Here is a 17938-nt window from a genome sequence, read left to right on the forward strand (position 1 = left end):
TCCTCATGATGGTCAGAGCCCCTCTGCCAGCGGGCCGAGCGCGAGTGCGGGCAGGAAGGTCAGCGCGACGAGGATCACCGTTACGCCGACGACCATCCCGATGAACAGCGGTCGGTGGGTCGGCAGGGTGCCCTCGGACGCGGGGGTGGGTGCCTGGCGGGCCAACGAACCGGCCAACGCAAGCACGAAGATGATCGGCAGGAACCTGCCCAGCAACATGCACAGCCCGAGCGCGGTGTCCCACCAGGTGGTGTTGACGGTGATGCCGCCGAACGCGGAGCCGTTGTTGTTGCTGGCCGAGGTGAACGCGTAGAGCACCTCGGAGAGGCCGTGCGGACCGACGTTGAGCGCGGTGGAGTTGTTACCGGTGGCGAACGCCGCCGCCGTGCCGACCAGCACCAGGATCGGCGTGATCAGGAAGTACAGCGAGGCGAACTTGATCTCCCGCGAGCCGATCTTCTTGCCCAGGTACTCCGGGGTACGGCCCACCATCAGGCCGGCCACGAAGACCGTGATCACCGCGAGGATGAGCAGGCCGTAGAGACCGGAACCGGTACCGCCCGGAGCCACCTCGCCGAGCATCATGTTGAACATGGTCATCATGCCGCCGAGCGAGGTGAACGAGTCGTGGAACGAGTTCACCGCACCGGTCGAGGTCAGCGTGGTGGCCGCGGCGAAGGTGGCCGAGTTCGACACGTCGAACCGAACCTCCTTGCCCTCCATCGCCGCGCCGACCGCCTGCGGCACCGTGCCGTGGCCGGCCAACTCGAAGACGTTGGTGATGACCACGCTGGCGAACGCGAGGATGGCCATCACCGCGGCGATGGCGTAGCCCTGGCGGTTCTGCCCCACCATCCGGCCGAAGACCCGGGGCATGCTGAACGGAATCACGAAGATCAGGAAGATCTCGATCCAGTTCGTCCACGTGGTGGGGTTCTCGAACGGGTGGGCGCTGTTGACGTTGTAGAAGCCGCCACCGTTGGTGCCCAGCTCCTTGATCACTTCCTGGCTGGCAACCGGCCCGCCGGTGATGGTCTGGGTGCCGCCGGTCAGCGTGGTCACGTCGGTGCCGGCCGAGAGGTTCTGCACCACCCCGCCGATCATCAGCGCGATGGCGCCGAGCACCGCGATCGGCAGCAGGATCCGCAGCGTGATCCGGGTCAGGTCGACCCAGAAGTTGCCGAGCTGCCCGGTACGGCTGCGGGCGAACCCCCGCAGCAACGCCACCGCCACCGCGATGCCGACCGCCGCCGAGACGAAGTTCTGCACCGCCAGACCGGCCATCTGCACCAGGTGGCCCATCGTCGACTCACCCGAGTACGACTGCCAGTTGGTGTTGGTCACGAACGACACGGCGGTGTTCCACGCGCCGTGCGGCACGACCGAGTCGAAGCCCAGCGACAGCCACAGGTGGTTCTGCACCCGCTGGAACAGGTACAGGAACAGGATCGAGATCCCGGAGAACGCCAGCACGCTGCGGGCGTACACGCCCCAGGTCTGTTCGGCGGCCGGGTTTACCCCGACCAGACGGTAGATCCCCCGCTCGACCCGGGACTGCCGGGTGCCGGAGACCGCGCGGAACATGTAGTCGCCGAACGGCTTGTAGACGGCGACCAGGGCCGCCACCAGCGCCAGCACGAAGATGACGCCCGCTGTTGTCATGGTCATCAGAAGCGCTCCGGAAACAACAGGGCGAACACCAGGAACGCGCCCAGGACGATCGCGAGCACCAGACCGACGGCATTGACCGCGTTCACAGCTTCTCCACCGCCCGGACCACCAGGGCGAGCACTGCGAACAGCGCCACCGTCAGGATCACGAACACCACGTCAGACACGCTGACTCCTCATACCGGGAAAGTTCGCCGCGACCGCCTCCCGGTCGCGCCGGGCAATCAAAGCCCCACCACCTCGCGAATGGCAGGGGTCATAACGCGACCATGACGGAGGCGAACCATTTATTGACGCGGTTTTCACATCGCCACCTGAACAGGTGAAACGCGGCACAAAGCTCTCGGCAGGGCGCAGACGGGCCAACGTTCAAGGTCCGCACAACTTCAGGGAAGTAGTCGCCTCCCACGCGCACGAGGCGACACTTTCCTTGTTCTTGTGCAGATCTGGCAATACGAGGGCAGGCGGACAGCCCGCGGGCGACACCTCGCGGGTCGGCATGTGCGGACGCGGTGGTGCGACGGAGTGCTGTGGCGGGTGTGGGCCATCACCGAGACTGGCGGTGCGGTGTCTTGTGAGCGACGCAGCCGAGATCGAGGACAGGAGCCGTTGTGGCGGGTGTGGTGCGGCGGCCGGTCAGGCCGGGCGGCGGGCCACCAGCACGTCACGCATGATCGACTGGTCGACGCGGTGGCGCAGCGCGCGGTAGGGCTCCGCGTCGACCACGGTCAGGCCGGCCGCGGCCAGTGCCGCCGCGGCGTCGTCCCGGCTGGCCACGTGGGTGTTCCAGGAGATGCCGAGCGCTCCACCGGGGCGCAACAGCCGCGCCCAGACCGGCGCGGCGTCGGCGAGCAGCGCCAGCGGGTCCCGGGTCAGCCCGTGATCGGCCGTCCGGCTGCCGTGCTGGACGCCGTACGGGGCGTCCGCGACGACCAGGTCGACGGTCTCCGGGCGGAAGAACTCGTTCGCACGGGTGGTGTCGGCGTTGACCACGTCCAGCAGTTGGAGGTCGCCGGCCTTGTGCGCCTCGCGCGTGGGGGCCAGCTCGATCCGCACCCGGCGACCGACCACCTTGCGCTCCCGGCGCACCGGCCCCGACTCCAGCACCCGGTGCTTGATCCGCTTCTGCTTCAGCCAGGTGGTGATGAACGCCCGGTACGCCTCGACATCCTTCTGGTCGCGGTCCATCCCGGCGGCGTCGAAGCCGTACATCAGCGCCTGGTTGAGGGTGGTGCCGCGACCGCAGAGCGGGTCGAGCACCCGGAACCGGCGGCTGGTCAGCTCAGCGGCCCAGTCCGAGGCGAGCAACGTGACGTTGAGCAGCAGCTTGGTGAACTGCTCGTTGGTCTTGCCCGGGTACTTCTGGATGGTGATCAGGTCATCGTCGTAGCGGTCCAGCCGGCTCCACTCGATCGGGCGCAACAGCTCGCCGACGAACTCGAACAGCGCGTACCCGGCGGAGAGATTGCCCAGCACGGCCAGGTCCCGCTCGGTCAGCCCGTCGCCGGTGAAGGTGACGTAGCTGGCACCGCCGACCGTCGCGGTGTCCAGCTCGCCGATCCGGCCGTCGAGCGCCGAACGGCCGAAGATCTCCAGCTCGGCCCGGGTGAGGTCGACGGCGGAGCGGGCGTACACCCGGTTGGTGGAGGGCAGGATCAGCAGGCCGTAGCGCGTCATGATCGGGCGAGTATTCCATAACGGGCCACAGCCGCCGGGAACCGGAGTGGCGGCCGGACCGACTACCCCTACATGGGGTGTGAGCAGTGGCGGGAGGTCCTGTCCGCGCAGTTGGACGGCGAGGAGACCGCCGAGGAACGGGCGGCGGCTCAGCGGCACCTGGACGGGTGCGCCGAGTGCCGGGCCTGGTTCACGGCGGCGGCCGGGGTGACCCGTCGGGTGCGTACCCGATTGGTCACCGAACCGCCCGACCGGACGGAGGCGATCCTCGCCGCCGCCGCTGCCGCGCCGCCGGCCCGTCGGTGGCGGTGGTGGCCCGGGGCGGCCGGGCGGGGCCGACTGGTCACCGGGCTGCGCGGGGCGCTCGGGCTGCTCGGGGCGGTGCAGTTGGTGCTCGGCCTGGCCCAGGTGGGCCGGGGCACGGCCGCCGATCACCTGCACCCGGCCGGTCAGCACCTGTGGCACGAGTCGGCCGCGTGGAACGTGGCGGTGGGCGCCGGCTTCCTCTTCGTGGCGGTGCGCCGCAGCCCGCCGGCCGGCCTGCTGCCAATGCTCAGCGCGTTCGTCGGCACGCTGCTGCTGCTCTCGGTCAACGACCTGGCCACCGGAACGGTGAGCGGGGAGCGGCTGGTCAGCCACGGTTTCCTGGTGATCGGCTACCTGATCACCGTGCTGCTGTCCCGGCCCGGGTTGCGCCCCGGAGGCCCCGCGCCGCAGCGCCAGCCCGCGCCGTCGCGCTGGCGGTTCCGGGCGGACGAGGTCGACCGGCCGCTGCGGGTGGTCCGGTCCGAGCCGTACCCGGCACAGGCCGCCGAGCGCCGCGCCGCCCCGGCCGCACGGTCCACCGACCGACGGGCCGCCTGAGCGTCGGCCGTGCGCCCGGTCAACCGGCGCGGCCATGGTCGGTCTGTGGGCCAGACGTCAGGAAGACATCGGTTGAGCGGGCCGGGTCGTCTCCGTCGCGCCAGCCTGGCCGCCGCCTGCGATGGCCGCCGGGATGACCTGTTCGACGATGGCCAGCAGCGTGGTGGTGAGCAGCAGGTGCACCTGGTCGCGGGTCAGCGCGCCGCGTTGGAGCCACTCCCGGGCGGTCGAGGTGGCCAGCCCGCCGTACGCCCGGACCATCCCGCGCAGCTCCTCGCGGTGCTCCGCCTCGTCCGCCAGGCCGACGGCGACCAGCATCCGGTCGGCGGCGACCTCCTCGGCCTCGGCGAGCACCCGCTCCACGTCGGCGTCGCCGCCCATCCCCCGGGCGGTGACAGCGGCCAGCCAGGAGGTGCCGTGCCGGGAGACCACGTCGAGGAACCAGGAGACGCTGGCGTCGACCCGGGACCGCAGGTCTCCCTTGGGCAGCCGCTCCAGGGCTACCTCCGGGATGGTCACCATGACCCGGACGACCTCCAGGTAGAGGTCCTTCTTGGTGCCGAAGTAGTGGTTGACCAGGCCGCGCGCGACACCCGCCTCCCGGGCGATGTCGGTGGTCGACACATCCGGGTACGCGCGCTCGCCGAACAGCCGGACCGCGCAGGCCAGGATCTGCCCACGCCGGGCATCCGGCTCCAACCGGCGGCGGCGCGGAGCGGTCTCGACAATCATCTGCCCGACCCTATCGGCAGCTCACGACGTCGGCCTACGAGTTCAGCCTCTGGTTGATCGATGATGCGTGCTGGTGAACGGCCGGGTGTTACGTGCGATGGTGGTAGTGGTTGCGGCGGGGTAGCTGATCCGGATCGAGCCAGGCTGGGGGCACGAACTCCGGGTGACCATCGCCGCCAAGCCGGACGGTCCAGTCGCTGTGATGGATGTGCCGGTGGTGATGGCCGCAGAGCAGCACCGCGTTCGTAAGACTGGTGGGACCGCCGTCGGCCCAGTGGCGGATGTGGTGGGCGTCGCACCAGCGTGGTGGACGGTCACAACCTGGAAAAGCGCAGCCGTGATCGCGCAGCACCAGGGCCCGCCGCAGGGGACCGGTGATGAGGCGGCGTTGCCGGCCCATGTCGAGGACCTGACCCGCGCCGCCGAGCACGGCAGGCAGGATGCTCGCGTCGCAGGCCAGGCGGCGCACCGCCTCCGACGTGAGCGCGAGACCGGTGTCGAGAGCACCCGCGTCGAGGTCCTTGAGCAAGGTGTCGTACGCGGTGGTGACCACGACCTGCGCCGGGTCGCCACCGTGCTCGGGCAACTCACCCGTGCGCAGCGCGAGTCGACACACGTCGGCGAGCGCGTCGTGACGACGCTGCCCCGGGGTGCGAGTGTCATCCGGCCCAGCGGGCCCGCTGAGCGGGTCGATGACGGCGCGCAGCACTGCGGCGGCTTCGGTGTCGAGGCTGCCGGCCAGGCGCAGCCGACCATCGGACTGCTCGCTTATGGTGACGTGCCGGTCCCGGGCAGTCCGGCGGGCCTCCGTCTCCAACCCGGCCCGGGCTGCGGCGTCGGCGACCTCAGGGGCGACATGCTCGAGAATCCGACCGCCGAGTTTGCGCAGCAGCGTCGGGTCGAACTGCCCGGCCCAGTCGACCAGCACGCCGACGGCCTTGTCGGCGGCCTCGACACCGGCCGAGGCCGACACGGTCGCGACCGTGTCGGCGATGACCCGGGCCTGTTCCACGGTGATGCTTCCGTAGGCGAGCGCACCACGCACGCCCGAGGCGCCGGCGTCCAGCGCCGCAGCGAGGTCGACCAGTCGGCGGGCAGCGGGGACGGTGAGCCGCAACCGCTCTCGCAGCCACACAGCAGTCGACGAGGCGCCCTGCGCAACCGCCGTGCCACGCCCGTCCAAATCCCGCACGGCCGCCAACTGCACCGCTGCCAACCGCTGCTGAAGGCGATGCGACGCGTCGATCACCGCGACCAGATCCGACTCCGACATGGCCCAGGTGGCCGTGTCAACGCACGCCGCTACTGCGGCTTCTGCCTGCGCCAACTCGTCGACCACCAGGCGAGACTAGAACATACGTACGACAATTTCGGCGGCGCCGGGTCCCGCCGCAGGCATGCCGCCGCGGGCTGGCCCACTCGGTCGCCGCGTTCCCGCCGATTCGGGTTCTGGAGTGCGATCGGGCGGACTGCGATCGCCCAGCGTCTTCCTTCGGCCGGCGCTGCCCAGCGTCCGGCACCCGGGGACGGACGACTGTTGATCGAGACTTATTGACATGCCGTCAACAGCGCGCGAGGGTGATGCACATGCCGACGCTCGCATCCGACGGTCCCCCCTCGCCCTGGCGCGAACCGGAGCACGACGACCTGGCCGATCTGGCCCGCACCTTCTTCACCAAGGACGTGCTGCCGCACGCCGACCGGCTGCTGGCGCAGGGCCATCCGGACCGCGATCACTACCGGCGCGCCGGTGAGCTGGGGCTGCTCGGCCTCTCCGTGCCGGAGGAGTACGGCGGCGGAGGCGGCGGGTTCACCCACGAGGCGGTCCTGCTGCACGAGCAGGCGTACACCGGGGAGGGCAGCCTCGGGCTGGCCGTCCACAGTGGCATCGTCACCGGCTATCTGGTGGCGTACGGCAGCGAGGAGCAGAAGCGGCGCTGGCTGCCTGGCCTGTGCAGCGGTGAGTTAGTCGGCGCGATCGCGATGACCGAGCCGGACGGCGGCTCCGACCTCCAGGCGATGCGTACCCGGGCGATCCGCGACGGCGATGACTATCTGGTCACCGGCGCGAAGACGTTCATCACCAACGGCGGGCTCGCGGATCTGATCATCGTGGCCGTGAAGACCGACCCCGAGCAGCGGGCGGCCGGTGTCTCGTTGCTGGTCTGCGAGGTCGGGGGCGACCCGGCGGGCTTCCGTCGGGGCCGGCTGTTGTCCAAGATCGGTCTGCACGCCAACGACACCGCCGAACTGTTCTTCGACGAGTTCCGGGTGCCGGCGGACAACCTGCTCGGCGGTGCCGAAGGGCTGGGCTTCATCCAGCTCATGCAGCAGCTTCCGCAGGAACGACTGGTGATCAGCGTCGGCGCGGTCGCCGCCATGGAACGCGCCGTCGAGCTGACCGTCGCGTACACCAGGGAGCGCACCGCCTTCGGCAAGCCGCTGATGGGCCACCAGAACACCCGGATGGTGCTCGCCGAGTGCGCCACCCGCGCCCGGGTCAGCCGGGTCTTCCTGGACGACTGCATCGTCCGGCACACCCGCGGCGACCTGGACGTGGCCACCGCCGCGATGGCGAAGTGGTGGCTCACCGACGGCCAGTGCGAGGTCATCGACCGCTGCCTGCAACTCTTCGGCGGTTACGGCTACACCACCGAGTACCCGATCGCCCGGATGTACGCCGACGCCCGTGTCCAGAAGATCTACGGCGGCACCAACGAGATCATGAAGGAGCTGATCGCCCGTGCCCTCTGAGGCGTACGTCTACGACGCGGTCCGCACCCCGCGCGGACGCGGCCGGGACACCGGCGCGCTGCACGGGGTCAAGCCGATCTCCCTGGTGGTCGGCCTGATCGACGCGCTGCGCGAGCGCAACCCCGGCCTGGACGTCGACCGGCTGGAGGACCTGCTGCTCGGCATCGTCACCCCGGTGGGTGAGCAGGGCGGCGACCTGGCCCGGGCCGCCGCGCTGCTGGCCGGGCTGCCCGACCAGGTGGGCGGGGTGCAGCTCAACCGGTTCTGCGCGTCCGGGCTGGAGGCGGTCAACGCCGCCGCCGCGCGGATCCGCTCCGGCTGGGAGCACCTGTTGCTCGCGGGCGGGGTGGAGTCGATGTCCCGGGTGCCGATGGGCTCCGACGGCGCGGCCTGGGCCACCGACCCGCAGACCGCGCTGGCCACCTCGTTCGTGCCGCAGGGCGTCAGCGCCGACCTGATCGCCACCCTGGAGGGCTTCACCCGCGACGACGTGGACGGCTACGCGCTGCGCTCGCAGGAGCGGGCCGCCAAGGCGTGGGCCGGCGGGCACTTCGCCCGCTCGGTGGTGCCGGTACGCGACGGCAACGGGCTGGACATCCTCACTGTGGACGAGCACCTCCGCCCGGAGACCACCCGGGACGCGCTGGGCCGGCTCACCCCGTCCTTCGCCACGATGGGCGAGGCGGCCGGCTTCGACGCGGTGGCGTTGCAGAAGTTCCACTGGCTGGAGGCGATCGAGCACGTCCACCACGCCGGCAACTCGTCCGGCATCGTGGACGGCGCGGCGCTGGTGCTGATCGGCTCGGCGGAGGTGGGCCGGGACCTGGGCCTCACCCCGCGCGCCCGGATCGTCGGCGCGGCGGTCACCGGCGCCGATCCGACGCTGATGCTGACCGGCCCGATCCCGGCCACCCACAAGGCGCTCGCCGCCGCCGGGCTGACCCTCGCCGACATCGACCTGTTCGAGATCAACGAGGCGTTCGCCGCGGTGGTGCTCAAGTACGTCCGCGACCTGGGCCTGGACCCGGACCGGGTGAACGTCAACGGCGGTGCGATCGCCCTCGGCCACCCGCTCGGCGCCACCGGTGCGATGTTGCTCGGCACCGCGTTGGACGAGCTGGAGCGCCGTGACCTGCGCCGCGCCGTGGTGACCCTCTGCATCGGCGGCGGCATGGGCGTCGCCACCGTCATCGAGCGCTGCTGACCCGGAGGACGACCATGACCGACACCATCCGGTACGACCGCGGCGCCGACGGCATCGTCACGCTCACCCTGGACGACCCCGACCAGTCCGCCAACACCATGAACCGGGCGTACGCCGCGTCGATGAGCGCGGTACTGGACCGGTTGGAGGCCGAGCGCGACGATCTGACCGGGGTCATCGTGACCAGCGCGAAGTCGACCTTCTTCGCCGGCGGCGATCTGCCGGAGATGGTCCGGGCGACCCGCGCCGACGCGCCCGCGCTGGCCGAGCTGCTCGGCACCATCAAGCGGGACCTGCGCCGGCTGGAGACGCTGGGCCGGCCGGTGGTCGCCGCGGTCAACGGCTCGGCGCTCGGCGGCGGCCTGGAGATCGCGCTCGCCTGCCACCACCGGGTCGCGCTGGACGCGCCCGGCAGCCGACTCGGGCTGCCCGAGGTGACCCTGGGGCTGCTGCCCGGCGCTGGCGGCGTCACCCGGACGGTACGGATGCTCGGCCTGGCCGGGGCGTTGACCACGGTGCTGCTCACCGGCCGGCGGATGCGCCCGGCCGACGCGCTGGCCGCCGGGCTGGTGGACGAGGTGGTGGCCACCCCGGAGGAGATGCTGGACCGGGCCCGCGCCTGGATCGCCGCCAACCCCCACCCGGCCCAGCCGTGGGATCGACCGGACTACCGGATGCCCGGCGGCAGCCCGGCCAGCCGGTCGCTGGCCGCCCAGCTGCCGGCCTTCCCGGCGACCCTGCGCAAGCAGCTCAAAGGTGCCCGGCTGCCCGCACCCGAGGCGATCCTGGCCACCGCCGTCGAGGGGGCGCAGGTCGACCTGGAGACCGCGTTCACCGTGGAGACCCGGCACCTGATCGGCCTGCTCACCGGGCAGGTCGCCAAGAACATGATCGGCGCGTTCTTCTTCGACCTGAAGGCGGTCAACGGCGGGGCGGCCCGACCGTCCGGAGTCACCGTCTCCCCGGTGCGCCGGGTGGCGGTGCTCGGCGCCGGCATGATGGGCGCGGGCATCGCGTACGCCTGCGCCAGCGCCGGGCTGGACGTGGTGGTCCGGGATGTCTCGCCGGAGGCCGCTGGCCGGGCCCGGGAGCACGCCGAGCGGCTGTTGGCCCGGAAGGTCCGCAAGGGCCGCGCGACGGAGGCCGACGCCCGGGCCGTGCTGGACCGGATCACCACCACCGACCAGGTGGACGCGCTGGCCGGCTGCGACGCGGTGATCGAGGCGGTCTTCGAGGACCCGGCGCTGAAGCGGACGGTCTTCGCCGAGGTGCTGCCGGTGCTGGCGCCGGACGCGCTGCTCGCCTCCAACACCTCCACCCTGCCGATCACCGGTCTGGCCGCCGGGGTGGACCGGCCGGACGACTTCATCGGCATGCACTTCTTCTCCCCGGTGGACCGGATGCCGCTGCTGGAGATCGTGGTCGGCGAGCGGACCAGCGACACCGCGCTGGCCCGGGCGTTCGACCTGGGCCGGCGGATCGGCAAGACCCCGATCGTGGTCAACGACGGCCGGGGCTTCTTCACCAGCCGGGTGATCGGCCGGTTCATCGACGAGGCGGTCGGCATGGTCGCCGAGGGGGTGCCGGCCGCCTCGGTGGAGCAGGCCGCCCTGCAGGCCGGCTACCCGACCGGGCCGCTGGCGCTGGCCGACGAGGTGAGCCTCACCCTGATCCAGCGGATCCGTCGACAGTTCGAGGCGGCCGGCGAAGGCTTCCTGCCACTGCCGGCGCACCGGCTCGTGGACGAGCTGGTCGACGCGTACGACCGGCCGGGGCGTGCCGCCGGGCGCGGCTTCTACGGGTACGACGACGGCACTCGGGGCCGGTTGTGGACCGGTCTCGCCGACCTGACCACCGACGCGGGCCGTGCCGTGCCGTTCACCGATCTCCAGGAGCGGATGCTCTTCGCCGAGGCGCTCGACGCGCTGCGCTGCCTCGACGAGGGGGTGCTGCGGACCGAGACCGACGCCAACATCGGCTCGATCTTCGGCATCGGCTTCCCTGCCTGGACCGGCGGGGTGATCCGATACGTCCGGCAGTACGCGGGCGGCCCGGCCGGCTTCGCGGCCCGCGCCACCGAGCTGGCCGCCCGCTACGGCGACCGGTTCACGCCCCCCGACAACCTGGCCGACCGGCTCGCCGCCTCGGCCACCCGCCCCGTCGAAACGGTGAGCGCCGCATGACGACGTCCAACGAGCCGGCGGGCGGGTCTGCGCGCGGCGGGCCGCTGGCCGGGGTGCGGGTGGTCGAGCTGGCCAGCCTGGCCCCGGCGCCATTCGGCTGCATGGTGCTCGCCGACCTCGGCGCGGACGTGGTGCGGGTGGACCGGCCGGGCGGCCCGGGTGCGGGGCGGCTGGCCGCGCCGACCGGCGGGCCGTTGCAGCGCGGCCGGCGGGTCACCGCGCTGGACCTGAAGTCCCCGACCGGGGTGGCGGACCTGCTGCGCCTGGTCGAGCGGGCGGACGTGCTGGTCGAGGCGTACCGGCCGGGGGTGGCCGAGCGGCTGGGCTTCGGGCCCGAGGTCTGCCAGGCCCGCAACCCCCGGCTGGTGTACGCGCGGATGACCGGCTGGGGCCAGGACGGGCCGCTGGCGCCCCGGGCCGGGCACGACATCGACTACATCGCGGTGGCCGGTGCGCTGGAGCCACTGGGTCGGGCCGGCGAGCGCCCGTACGCGCCGATGAACCTGCTCGGCGACTTCGGCGGGGGCGGCATGCTGCTCGCCGTGGGAGTGCTGGCCGCGCTGCTGGAACGGGAACGCTCCGGTGCCGGCCAGGTGGTCGACGCGGCGATGGTGGACGGCTCGGCGCTGCTCACCGCGTTCCTGCACGGGCTGCTCAGCACCGGCCTGTGGGCCGCGCCGCGCGGACACAACATGTTCGACGGCGGGGCGCCGTTCTACGACACGTACCGCACCGCCGACGGCGGCTTCATGGCCGTCGGCGCGATGGAGCCGGCCTTCTACGCCGAGCTGCTGACCGGCCTCGGCCTCGCCGACGAGGCGGACCTGCCCGCCCAGTACGACCCGAGCGGCTGGGACGAGCTGTGCCGGCGCTTCACCGAGCGTTTCGCCGAGCGGACCCGCGACGAGTGGACGGCCGTCTTCGCCGACCTGGACGCCTGCGTCGCGCCGGTGCTCGCCCCCCGCGAGGCACACCGGCATCCGCACAACGCCGCCCGGGGCACCTTCGTCGACGTGGGCGGCGAGATCCAGCCGGCCCCGGCACCCCGCTTCGACCGGACGCCGACCGGCCAGCCAACCCCAGCACCGGACCCGGAGCGGGACGTCCTGCCGGTCGACACGATCCTCACCGACTGGCAGTGAGCCCCGGCGGGCCACGGGCCCGCCCGGCGGCCGCGCACTGTCGCCGGCCGTGCCGCGCGCCGAGTACGACCGGCTGCGGGCCATCCTGCACAACGCCGCCCGCCCGGCCTGGACACCCAGAACCGGGCCGGGCACCCGGCGTTCGTCGAGCACCTGGCGGGCCGCGTCGCATGGACGGCCACGCCCATCCCACCCGCGCTGCCAAACTGGCGACGCTCATCGCCGCCGCCCAGTCTGGCGAGGACGGCAGCCAGTTCTTTCAGGGGAGTCGACAAGCATGAGTTGGAAGGGCCACGTCAACGGAATCCTCTACGGGATCCAGTTCGACCAGACGCTTGACGACACGGTGGTGACCCGGGTCGCCGACGGGTTGACCGGCAGCCTCTACCCGGGCGACCGGATTGAGACGCTCGATGCGCTCGATCAGGCGCTGCGCCACCCTGGCCCACTCAACGACGAGGCCGAGACACACCACAGCGAGGAGAACATCCGCATTCCTAACCCACCTCTCTACCGCCCTAACAGCGCGCGCCTAACCCCCGGGCCCTCGGGGTTGATCAAGAGGTTTGCGTCAAGGAAGCGCCTTTTCGTGACGCAAACCTCTTGATCAACCGAGGTGGTCGGGCCGACCGGGGGTGGGTGGGGCGGTGGTACCAGGTGGCGAAGAGGGCGATGGCCAGCAGGAGCTCCGCTACGTCGCCGCCGTAGTACATGAGCTGGGCGGCGGAGCGGAACGCCGCCGGGTCCCGATCGGTGAGGCCGAGCGGGAGGGTGCTTGTGGCGCTGCTCTCCGACGGGCTGCTGCACGCCGCCGAGCTGATCGCCCTGGTCCGCGCGGCACGGCACCGACCAAGATCGACACGAGATCGGCGACATCGGGGGGTCCGACCTGGCCGGATGCCACGACTTCCCTGACCTCGTGTTGATCACGCGGTGCTTGCCGTCCGCGGGGCGACAACATCCCCGTTTCGCGCCTCCGCCCCGGCTAACGGCATGATCATGGAGCTGGGGTCGGGCCGGAAGCCTCGCCGGCAGCGGAACCCGAGAAGGAGGTGCCCGTGCCGGACGCAGAGGAACTCGTCGCCGACGCGCTCGCAGCGGTGCGCGGCACCGACGTACGCCAGGCCGAACGGCAGCTGGACCGGCTGATGGTCGGCACCGGCGCGGCGGACGGCACGGCGGCGGTGGACGTGGCGCTGCTGCGTCGCCTGGTCCGCAGCGTGGGGCGGCTCTGGCCACGCGGCTGGCAGCCGGTGGACCTGGACCGGCTCACCACCCGGCGGCTCGGAGCACGCCAGGCCCGGCTGGTCCGGGACGCGATGGCCGCCCAGCGGCGCGACCAGGCCGGGCCGGTCCCGGACTGGTGGGACGAGCAGCTGGGCGAGCTGGCCGTCGAGGTCTGGTGGGACGACGACCGTGGCATGCTGGCCGGCTGGTCCGCCCGGGAAGGGCTGGACCGGGTCGACGCGCTACGCGTGGCGGTGGACACCCTGGTGCTGGTGGAGAGCCTGCCGCCCATCGCGGTGCTGCGCCCGCCACCCGGCACGACCGGCGCGGCGGCCGCCAGCCGACCGGCCGGCCGGGCCCGCAGTGGGTCACCGATGCTCGACCGGGTACGGGCGCTGCTGGCCAAGGCCGAGTCGACCACCTTCCCGGCCGAGGCCGAGGCGTTGACCGGCAAGGCGCAGGAGCTGATCGCCCGGCACAGCATCGACGAGGCGCTGCTGGCCGCCGGGGCCGATCGTGGCGACCTGCCCGGCGGGGTGCGGCTCGGCACCGAATCCCCGTACGCGGGGGCCAAGGCGCTCCTGGTGCAGGAGGTGGCGGCGGCGAACCGGTGCGAGGCGGTCTGGTCCGACGACCTCGGCTTCGCCACCGTGCTGGGCTGGCCGGCCGACCTGGTGGCGGTGGAGTTGCTGTACACCTCGCTGCTGGTCCAGGCCACCGCCGCGATGCTGCGCGGACGGGCCGAGCGCCGGCCCGGGGCCGGGCGGCGGACCCGCGTCTGGGACGAGTCCTTCCTCAACGCGTTCGCGCTGCGGATCGGCGAGCGGCTACGGGCGGCCACCGACGCGGCGGACCGGGCGGCGGCCGAGACGGCCGGCCCGGAGCGGCTGCTACCGGTGCTCGCGGCACGCGGCGAGGCGGTCCGGGAGCGCCTGGACACGCTCTTCCCCGGCGTCACCCGGCACCGCCTCAGCGTCCGCGACGCCGAGGGCTGGTCGTCCGGCACCTCTGCCGCCGACCGGGCGTCGCTGGACGTCGGCGGCGGGCGACCACCACCCCGACAGGTACCCGGCCGGCCCGACCCGCGCTGACCCGCCCGGTGTGGGACCGCCACCGTCGAAAAAATTCTGCGATGTTCTTCGGTAGTCGGTAGGGAACGGAGTTTCGGTTCCGACCCTCCGGTGAGCCGCGCCCCGGCCGGGGCGCGACCAGGACCTGAGGAGCATCGCCGTGAAGTACATGCTGCTGATCTGGAACCGGCCCGGCTTCACCGAGGAGCTGTCCGAGCGGGAGCGCACCGTCCTGTTCGGCGAGGTCGACGAGATCATGAAGGAGCTGACCGAGACCGGCGAGCTGGTCGACGGGCAGGCGCTCGCCAACCCGTCGCAGACGTTGACGGTCCGGCTCGCTGGCGGCCACCCGGAGGTCATCGACGGGCCGTTCATGGAGAGCAAGGAGCAGTTCGCCGGTTACCTGACCGTCGACTGCGACACCCCCGAGCGGGCCGCCGAGATCGCCGCCCGCTGGCCGGACGTGCGCTTCGGCGGCGCCATGGAGGTTCGCCCGATCATGAACCAGGCCGGGACGGAGATGTGACCGAGGACCGGACGGTCGAGGAGCTGCTGCGCACGCTCGCGCCGCAGCTCCTCGGCCTGCTGGTCCGTCGGCACGGCCAGTTCGACCGGTGCGAGGACGCGGTCCAGGAGGCGCTGCTCGCCGCCGCCACGCAGTGGCCCGGCCAGGGCGTACCGGACAATCCCCGCGCCTGGCTGCTCACCGTCGCGACCCGCCGGCTCACCGACGAGTGGCGCAGCGAAAGCGCCCGCCGGGACCGCGAGGTGGCGGTGGCGTTGCGCGAGCCGGCGTACGCCGGGGTGGCGCCGGCGGCCGACGCGGAGCCGGCGGTGGCGGACGCCGACGACACGCTCACCCTGCTGTTCCTCTGCTGCCACCCGGCGCTGACCCCCACGGCGCAGGTGACGCTCACCCTGCGCGCGGTCGGCGGTCTCAGCACCGCACAGATCGCCCGGGCGCACCTGGTGCCGGAGGCGACGATGAGCCAGCGGATCCGCCGGGCCAAACAGCGGATCGAGGTCGCCGGCGCCCGGTTCACCATGCCCGCACCGGATGAGCGGCACGAGCGGCTGCGCACGGTGCTCCGGGTGCTCTACCTGATCTTCAACGAGGGGTACACCGCGTCCAGCGGGCCGGACCTGCACCGGGCCGAACTCACCGGCGAGGCGATCCGGCTGGCCCGCATCCTGCACGGGCTGCTGCCGGACGAGGGCGAGGTGGCCGGACTGCTGGCGCTGATGCTGCTCACCGACGCGCACCGGGCGGCCCGGGTCGGCCCGGACGGGGAGTTGGTGCCGCTGGCCGAGCAGGACCGCACACTCTGGGACCGGACGGCCATCGCGGAGGGGATCGCGCTGATCACCGAGGCGTTGACCTGGTCGCCGCCCGGCCCGTACCAGCTCCAGGCGGCGATCGCCGCGGTGCACGCCGAGGCGCCGACGGCAGCGGTGACGGACTGGCCGCAGATCGTCGCGCTCTACCGGCTGCTCGCCCGGATCGCACCGAACCCGGTGGTCACCCTCAACCAGGCGGTGGCGGTGGCCATGGTGGACGGGCCATTGGCCGGGCTGGCCCTACTCACACCCCTGGATGCCGACGAGCGCACCGCCGGGCACCACCGGCTCGCCGCGGTCCGGGCCCACCTGCTGGAGCTGGCCGGCGAGCCAGGCGCGGCGCGTGACGCGTACCTGGCGGCGGCGCGGGGCACCACCAGCCTGCCCGAGCAGCGGTACCTGGAGCTGCGGGCCGCCCGACTGGCGGGGCACCGATGAGGCCGGCGGTGGCCAGCGGTGCGGTTGGTCCGGCCGTCGTCGACCCGCCCGGACTGCCGGTCTCCCGGCCGGCGGTCACGCCGCCGGCCGTCGGGCGGAGCTGACCACCCGACGGCGACGGCGCACGGTCACACCTCGGGCTCGATGGCCGGGCAGCGGGTGCCGGGGCCGGGCACCACTCCGTCGATCAGATAGGAGTCAACGGCCTGCCCCACGCACGGGCTGGTGGTGTAGCTGCCGTGCCCCCACCCCTGGTAGGTGAGCAGCACGCCGTGCCTACCCAGTTGTCGCGCCACGTTGGTGGCCCAGTTGTAGCCGCTGGCGGGGTCGTGCACGGTGGCGGCGATCAGCAGCGGCACGTCGGTGCGTACCCGCAGGCGGTGCTGCGGGTTGGCGACCGGCGTCGGGGTGCCCAGGCAGGTGACGAGGGCGAACAGGGCCGGCGGGTAGCGCAGGTCGGGAGCGAGCCGGGCCATCCGGCCCAGGTGTCCGGCGTACTCGCGATAGTCGCGGACGGGCAGGCTCCAGTCCTGGCAGAAGACCGCGAAGGGGTACGGAGCCACGGCATCGTCCGTCGGCGTGCCGGCCGGCGGGCCGACGCTCGGCGTGGTGGTGGCGGCCTCCAGTTTCACGATCCACTCGGCCAGTTCCGGCCACCACCGCGTCTCGTAGAGCTTCCGGTGGGCGAGGCGGCTCAGCTCGAACGGGGGCAACACGGCCCCACCTCGGTCCGGGTCGGTCAGCGCGCCACGCTCGGCCCGGCCGTGCAACCCTGCCCAGACCGCACGGACGTCCCGCCCGTTGAGGACGCAGCCGTCGGACCCGGCACACCAGGCCACGAACTCGTCGAACGCGCCTTCCGTGGTGACCGCCTGGGTGTCGAGAAAGGCGCGGGTGTCGACGCTGTGGTCCATCGCGGCCTCCAGCACCACGGCCCGGACCCGGTCGGGGAACAGCTCGGCGTACCGGGTGCCGAGCAGGGTGCCGTACGAGCTGCCGTGGAAGGTCAGCCGCCGCTCGCCCAGCGCGGCGCGGACCGCGTCGAGGTCGCGGGCGGCACTGGTGGTGTCCACGTGGTCGTAGAGCGGCCCGGTGCGGGCCCGGCAGTCGACCCGCAGCAGCGCGTTGTTGGCCAGCGTGGCGTCGAACTGAGCCTGGTCGGCGATCAGTTGCGGTTGCCGGGCGAGCAGGTCCCTGGAGCAGATCACCGGGTGGCTGCGGCCGGTGCCGCGTGGGTCGAAGCTGACGATGTCGAATCGGCGGCGCAGCTCGGCGCTGAACCGTGAACTGCCGGTCACCACCCGGTCGACTCCGCTGTCGCCCGGCCCACCAGGACCGAACACCAGGGTGCCGGTGCGGGCGGCCGGATCGGTGGCGACCCGGCGGGCCAGCGCCAGGTCGAACCGCTCCCCCCGGGGCTGGCGCCAGTCCACCGGCAGCGACAGAGTGCCGCACTCAGCGGTGGCGTCCTTGGGGCACGGCTGCCAGTCGATGCTCGGCGGCGGTTGGGGTCGGGCGGTGGCCGGGCTGGCCGGGGCCAGGGCGGTGGCCGTGATGGCCAGGGCGACCGCCCAGCCGACGGCGGATTTGCGTACACGCAGCATCAAGTGCTGTCCTCTCCTCGAAGGAGCGTCACCGG

Annotated in this window: 15 protein-coding genes; 9 read left to right on the forward strand and 6 right to left on the reverse strand. The window is 72.6% G+C overall.

The genetic code is table 11. The features are described 5' to 3' along the window. Positions 1 to 12: 12 nt before the first annotated feature. From kdpA to ACFY29_RS12325, 3 genes are all read right to left on the reverse strand, one after another. Complete coding sequence (gene kdpA, locus ACFY29_RS12315) at positions 13 to 1668, reverse strand: potassium-transporting ATPase subunit KdpA (protein ID WP_386985458.1); 1656 nt, start codon at positions 1666 to 1668, stop codon at positions 13 to 15. Then, on the reverse strand, positions 1668 to 1757 hold the full coding sequence (gene kdpF / locus ACFY29_RS12320; RefSeq protein ID WP_036390805.1) for a K(+)-transporting ATPase subunit F: 90 nt from the start codon (positions 1755 to 1757) through the stop codon (positions 1668 to 1670). Before kdpF ends, kdpA begins: the two co-directional genes overlap by 1 nt. A gap of 549 nt (positions 1758 to 2306) precedes the next feature. Then, positions 2307 to 3347: a TRM11 family SAM-dependent methyltransferase gene (locus ACFY29_RS12325; protein WP_386985461.1), complete on the reverse strand. Its 1041-nt coding sequence runs from the start codon at positions 3345 to 3347 to the stop codon at positions 2307 to 2309. Positions 3348 to 3419: 72 nt separating this feature from the next. On the opposite strand from ACFY29_RS12325, the gene ACFY29_RS12330 reads away from it, so the two are divergent. Next, complete coding sequence (locus tag ACFY29_RS12330; RefSeq protein ID WP_386985463.1) at positions 3420 to 4211, forward strand: zf-HC2 domain-containing protein; 792 nt, start codon at positions 3420 to 3422, stop codon at positions 4209 to 4211. Between the two features lie 57 nt (positions 4212 to 4268). Here the strand turns inward: ACFY29_RS12330 and ACFY29_RS12335 are convergent, their stop codons facing one another. Next, positions 4269 to 4943, reverse strand: a complete 675-nt coding sequence (locus ACFY29_RS12335; protein ID WP_386985465.1) for a TetR/AcrR family transcriptional regulator — start codon at positions 4941 to 4943, stop codon at positions 4269 to 4271. 88 nt (positions 4944 to 5031) lie between these two features. Next, complete coding sequence (locus tag ACFY29_RS12340) at positions 5032 to 6282, reverse strand: DUF222 domain-containing protein (RefSeq protein ID WP_386985467.1); 1251 nt, start codon at positions 6280 to 6282, stop codon at positions 5032 to 5034. Positions 6283 to 6530: 248 nt separating this feature from the next. On the opposite strand from ACFY29_RS12340, the gene ACFY29_RS12345 reads away from it, so the two are divergent. From ACFY29_RS12345 to ACFY29_RS12380, 8 genes are all read left to right on the forward strand, one after another. Beyond that, complete coding sequence (locus ACFY29_RS12345) at positions 6531 to 7697, forward strand: acyl-CoA dehydrogenase family protein (RefSeq protein ID WP_386985469.1); 1167 nt, start codon at positions 6531 to 6533, stop codon at positions 7695 to 7697. Continuing rightward, positions 7687 to 8901 (forward strand): acetyl-CoA C-acetyltransferase, encoded by a 1215-nt coding sequence (locus tag ACFY29_RS12350; protein ID WP_386985471.1) that lies wholly within the window; start codon positions 7687 to 7689, stop codon positions 8899 to 8901. Before ACFY29_RS12345 ends, ACFY29_RS12350 begins: the two co-directional genes overlap by 11 nt. A gap of 14 nt (positions 8902 to 8915) precedes the next feature. Beyond that, complete coding sequence (locus tag ACFY29_RS12355; protein WP_386985473.1) at positions 8916 to 11084, forward strand: 3-hydroxyacyl-CoA dehydrogenase NAD-binding domain-containing protein; 2169 nt, start codon at positions 8916 to 8918, stop codon at positions 11082 to 11084. Further along, a complete protein-coding gene (locus ACFY29_RS12360; RefSeq protein ID WP_386985475.1) occupies positions 11081 to 12226 on the forward strand; it encodes a CaiB/BaiF CoA transferase family protein in 1146 nt (381 codons plus the stop codon). Before ACFY29_RS12355 ends, ACFY29_RS12360 begins: the two co-directional genes overlap by 4 nt. Before the next feature lie 277 nt (positions 12227 to 12503). Next, a complete protein-coding gene (locus ACFY29_RS12365) occupies positions 12504 to 12833 on the forward strand; it encodes a hypothetical protein (RefSeq protein WP_386985477.1) in 330 nt (109 codons plus the stop codon). A 451-nt stretch (positions 12834 to 13284) separates the two neighbouring features. Continuing rightward, the gene (locus tag ACFY29_RS12370; RefSeq protein ID WP_355602106.1) at positions 13285 to 14544 is read left to right on the forward strand and encodes a DUF2786 domain-containing protein; all 1260 of its coding nucleotides are present in this window, start codon (positions 13285 to 13287) and stop codon (positions 14542 to 14544) included. 148 nt (positions 14545 to 14692) lie between these two features. Then, positions 14693 to 15049 (forward strand): YciI family protein, encoded by a 357-nt coding sequence (locus tag ACFY29_RS12375; protein ID WP_328426259.1) that lies wholly within the window; start codon positions 14693 to 14695, stop codon positions 15047 to 15049. Then, positions 15046 to 16299 carry an RNA polymerase sigma factor gene (locus ACFY29_RS12380; RefSeq protein WP_386985479.1) on the forward strand — a complete coding sequence of 418 codons (1254 nt, stop codon included), beginning with the start codon at positions 15046 to 15048 and terminating at the stop codon, positions 16297 to 16299. The genes ACFY29_RS12375 and ACFY29_RS12380 overlap by 4 nt, the downstream gene beginning before the upstream one ends. A gap of 128 nt (positions 16300 to 16427) precedes the next feature. Here the strand turns inward: ACFY29_RS12380 and ACFY29_RS12385 are convergent, their stop codons facing one another. Beyond that, on the reverse strand, positions 16428 to 17903 hold the full coding sequence (locus ACFY29_RS12385; protein WP_386985481.1) for an alpha/beta hydrolase: 1476 nt from the start codon (positions 17901 to 17903) through the stop codon (positions 16428 to 16430). Between the last annotated feature and the right edge of the window lie 35 nt (positions 17904 to 17938).

This window comes from Micromonospora sp. NPDC000668 (genome assembly GCF_042897975.1).
Classification (GTDB): domain Bacteria; phylum Actinomycetota; class Actinomycetes; order Mycobacteriales; family Micromonosporaceae; genus Micromonospora.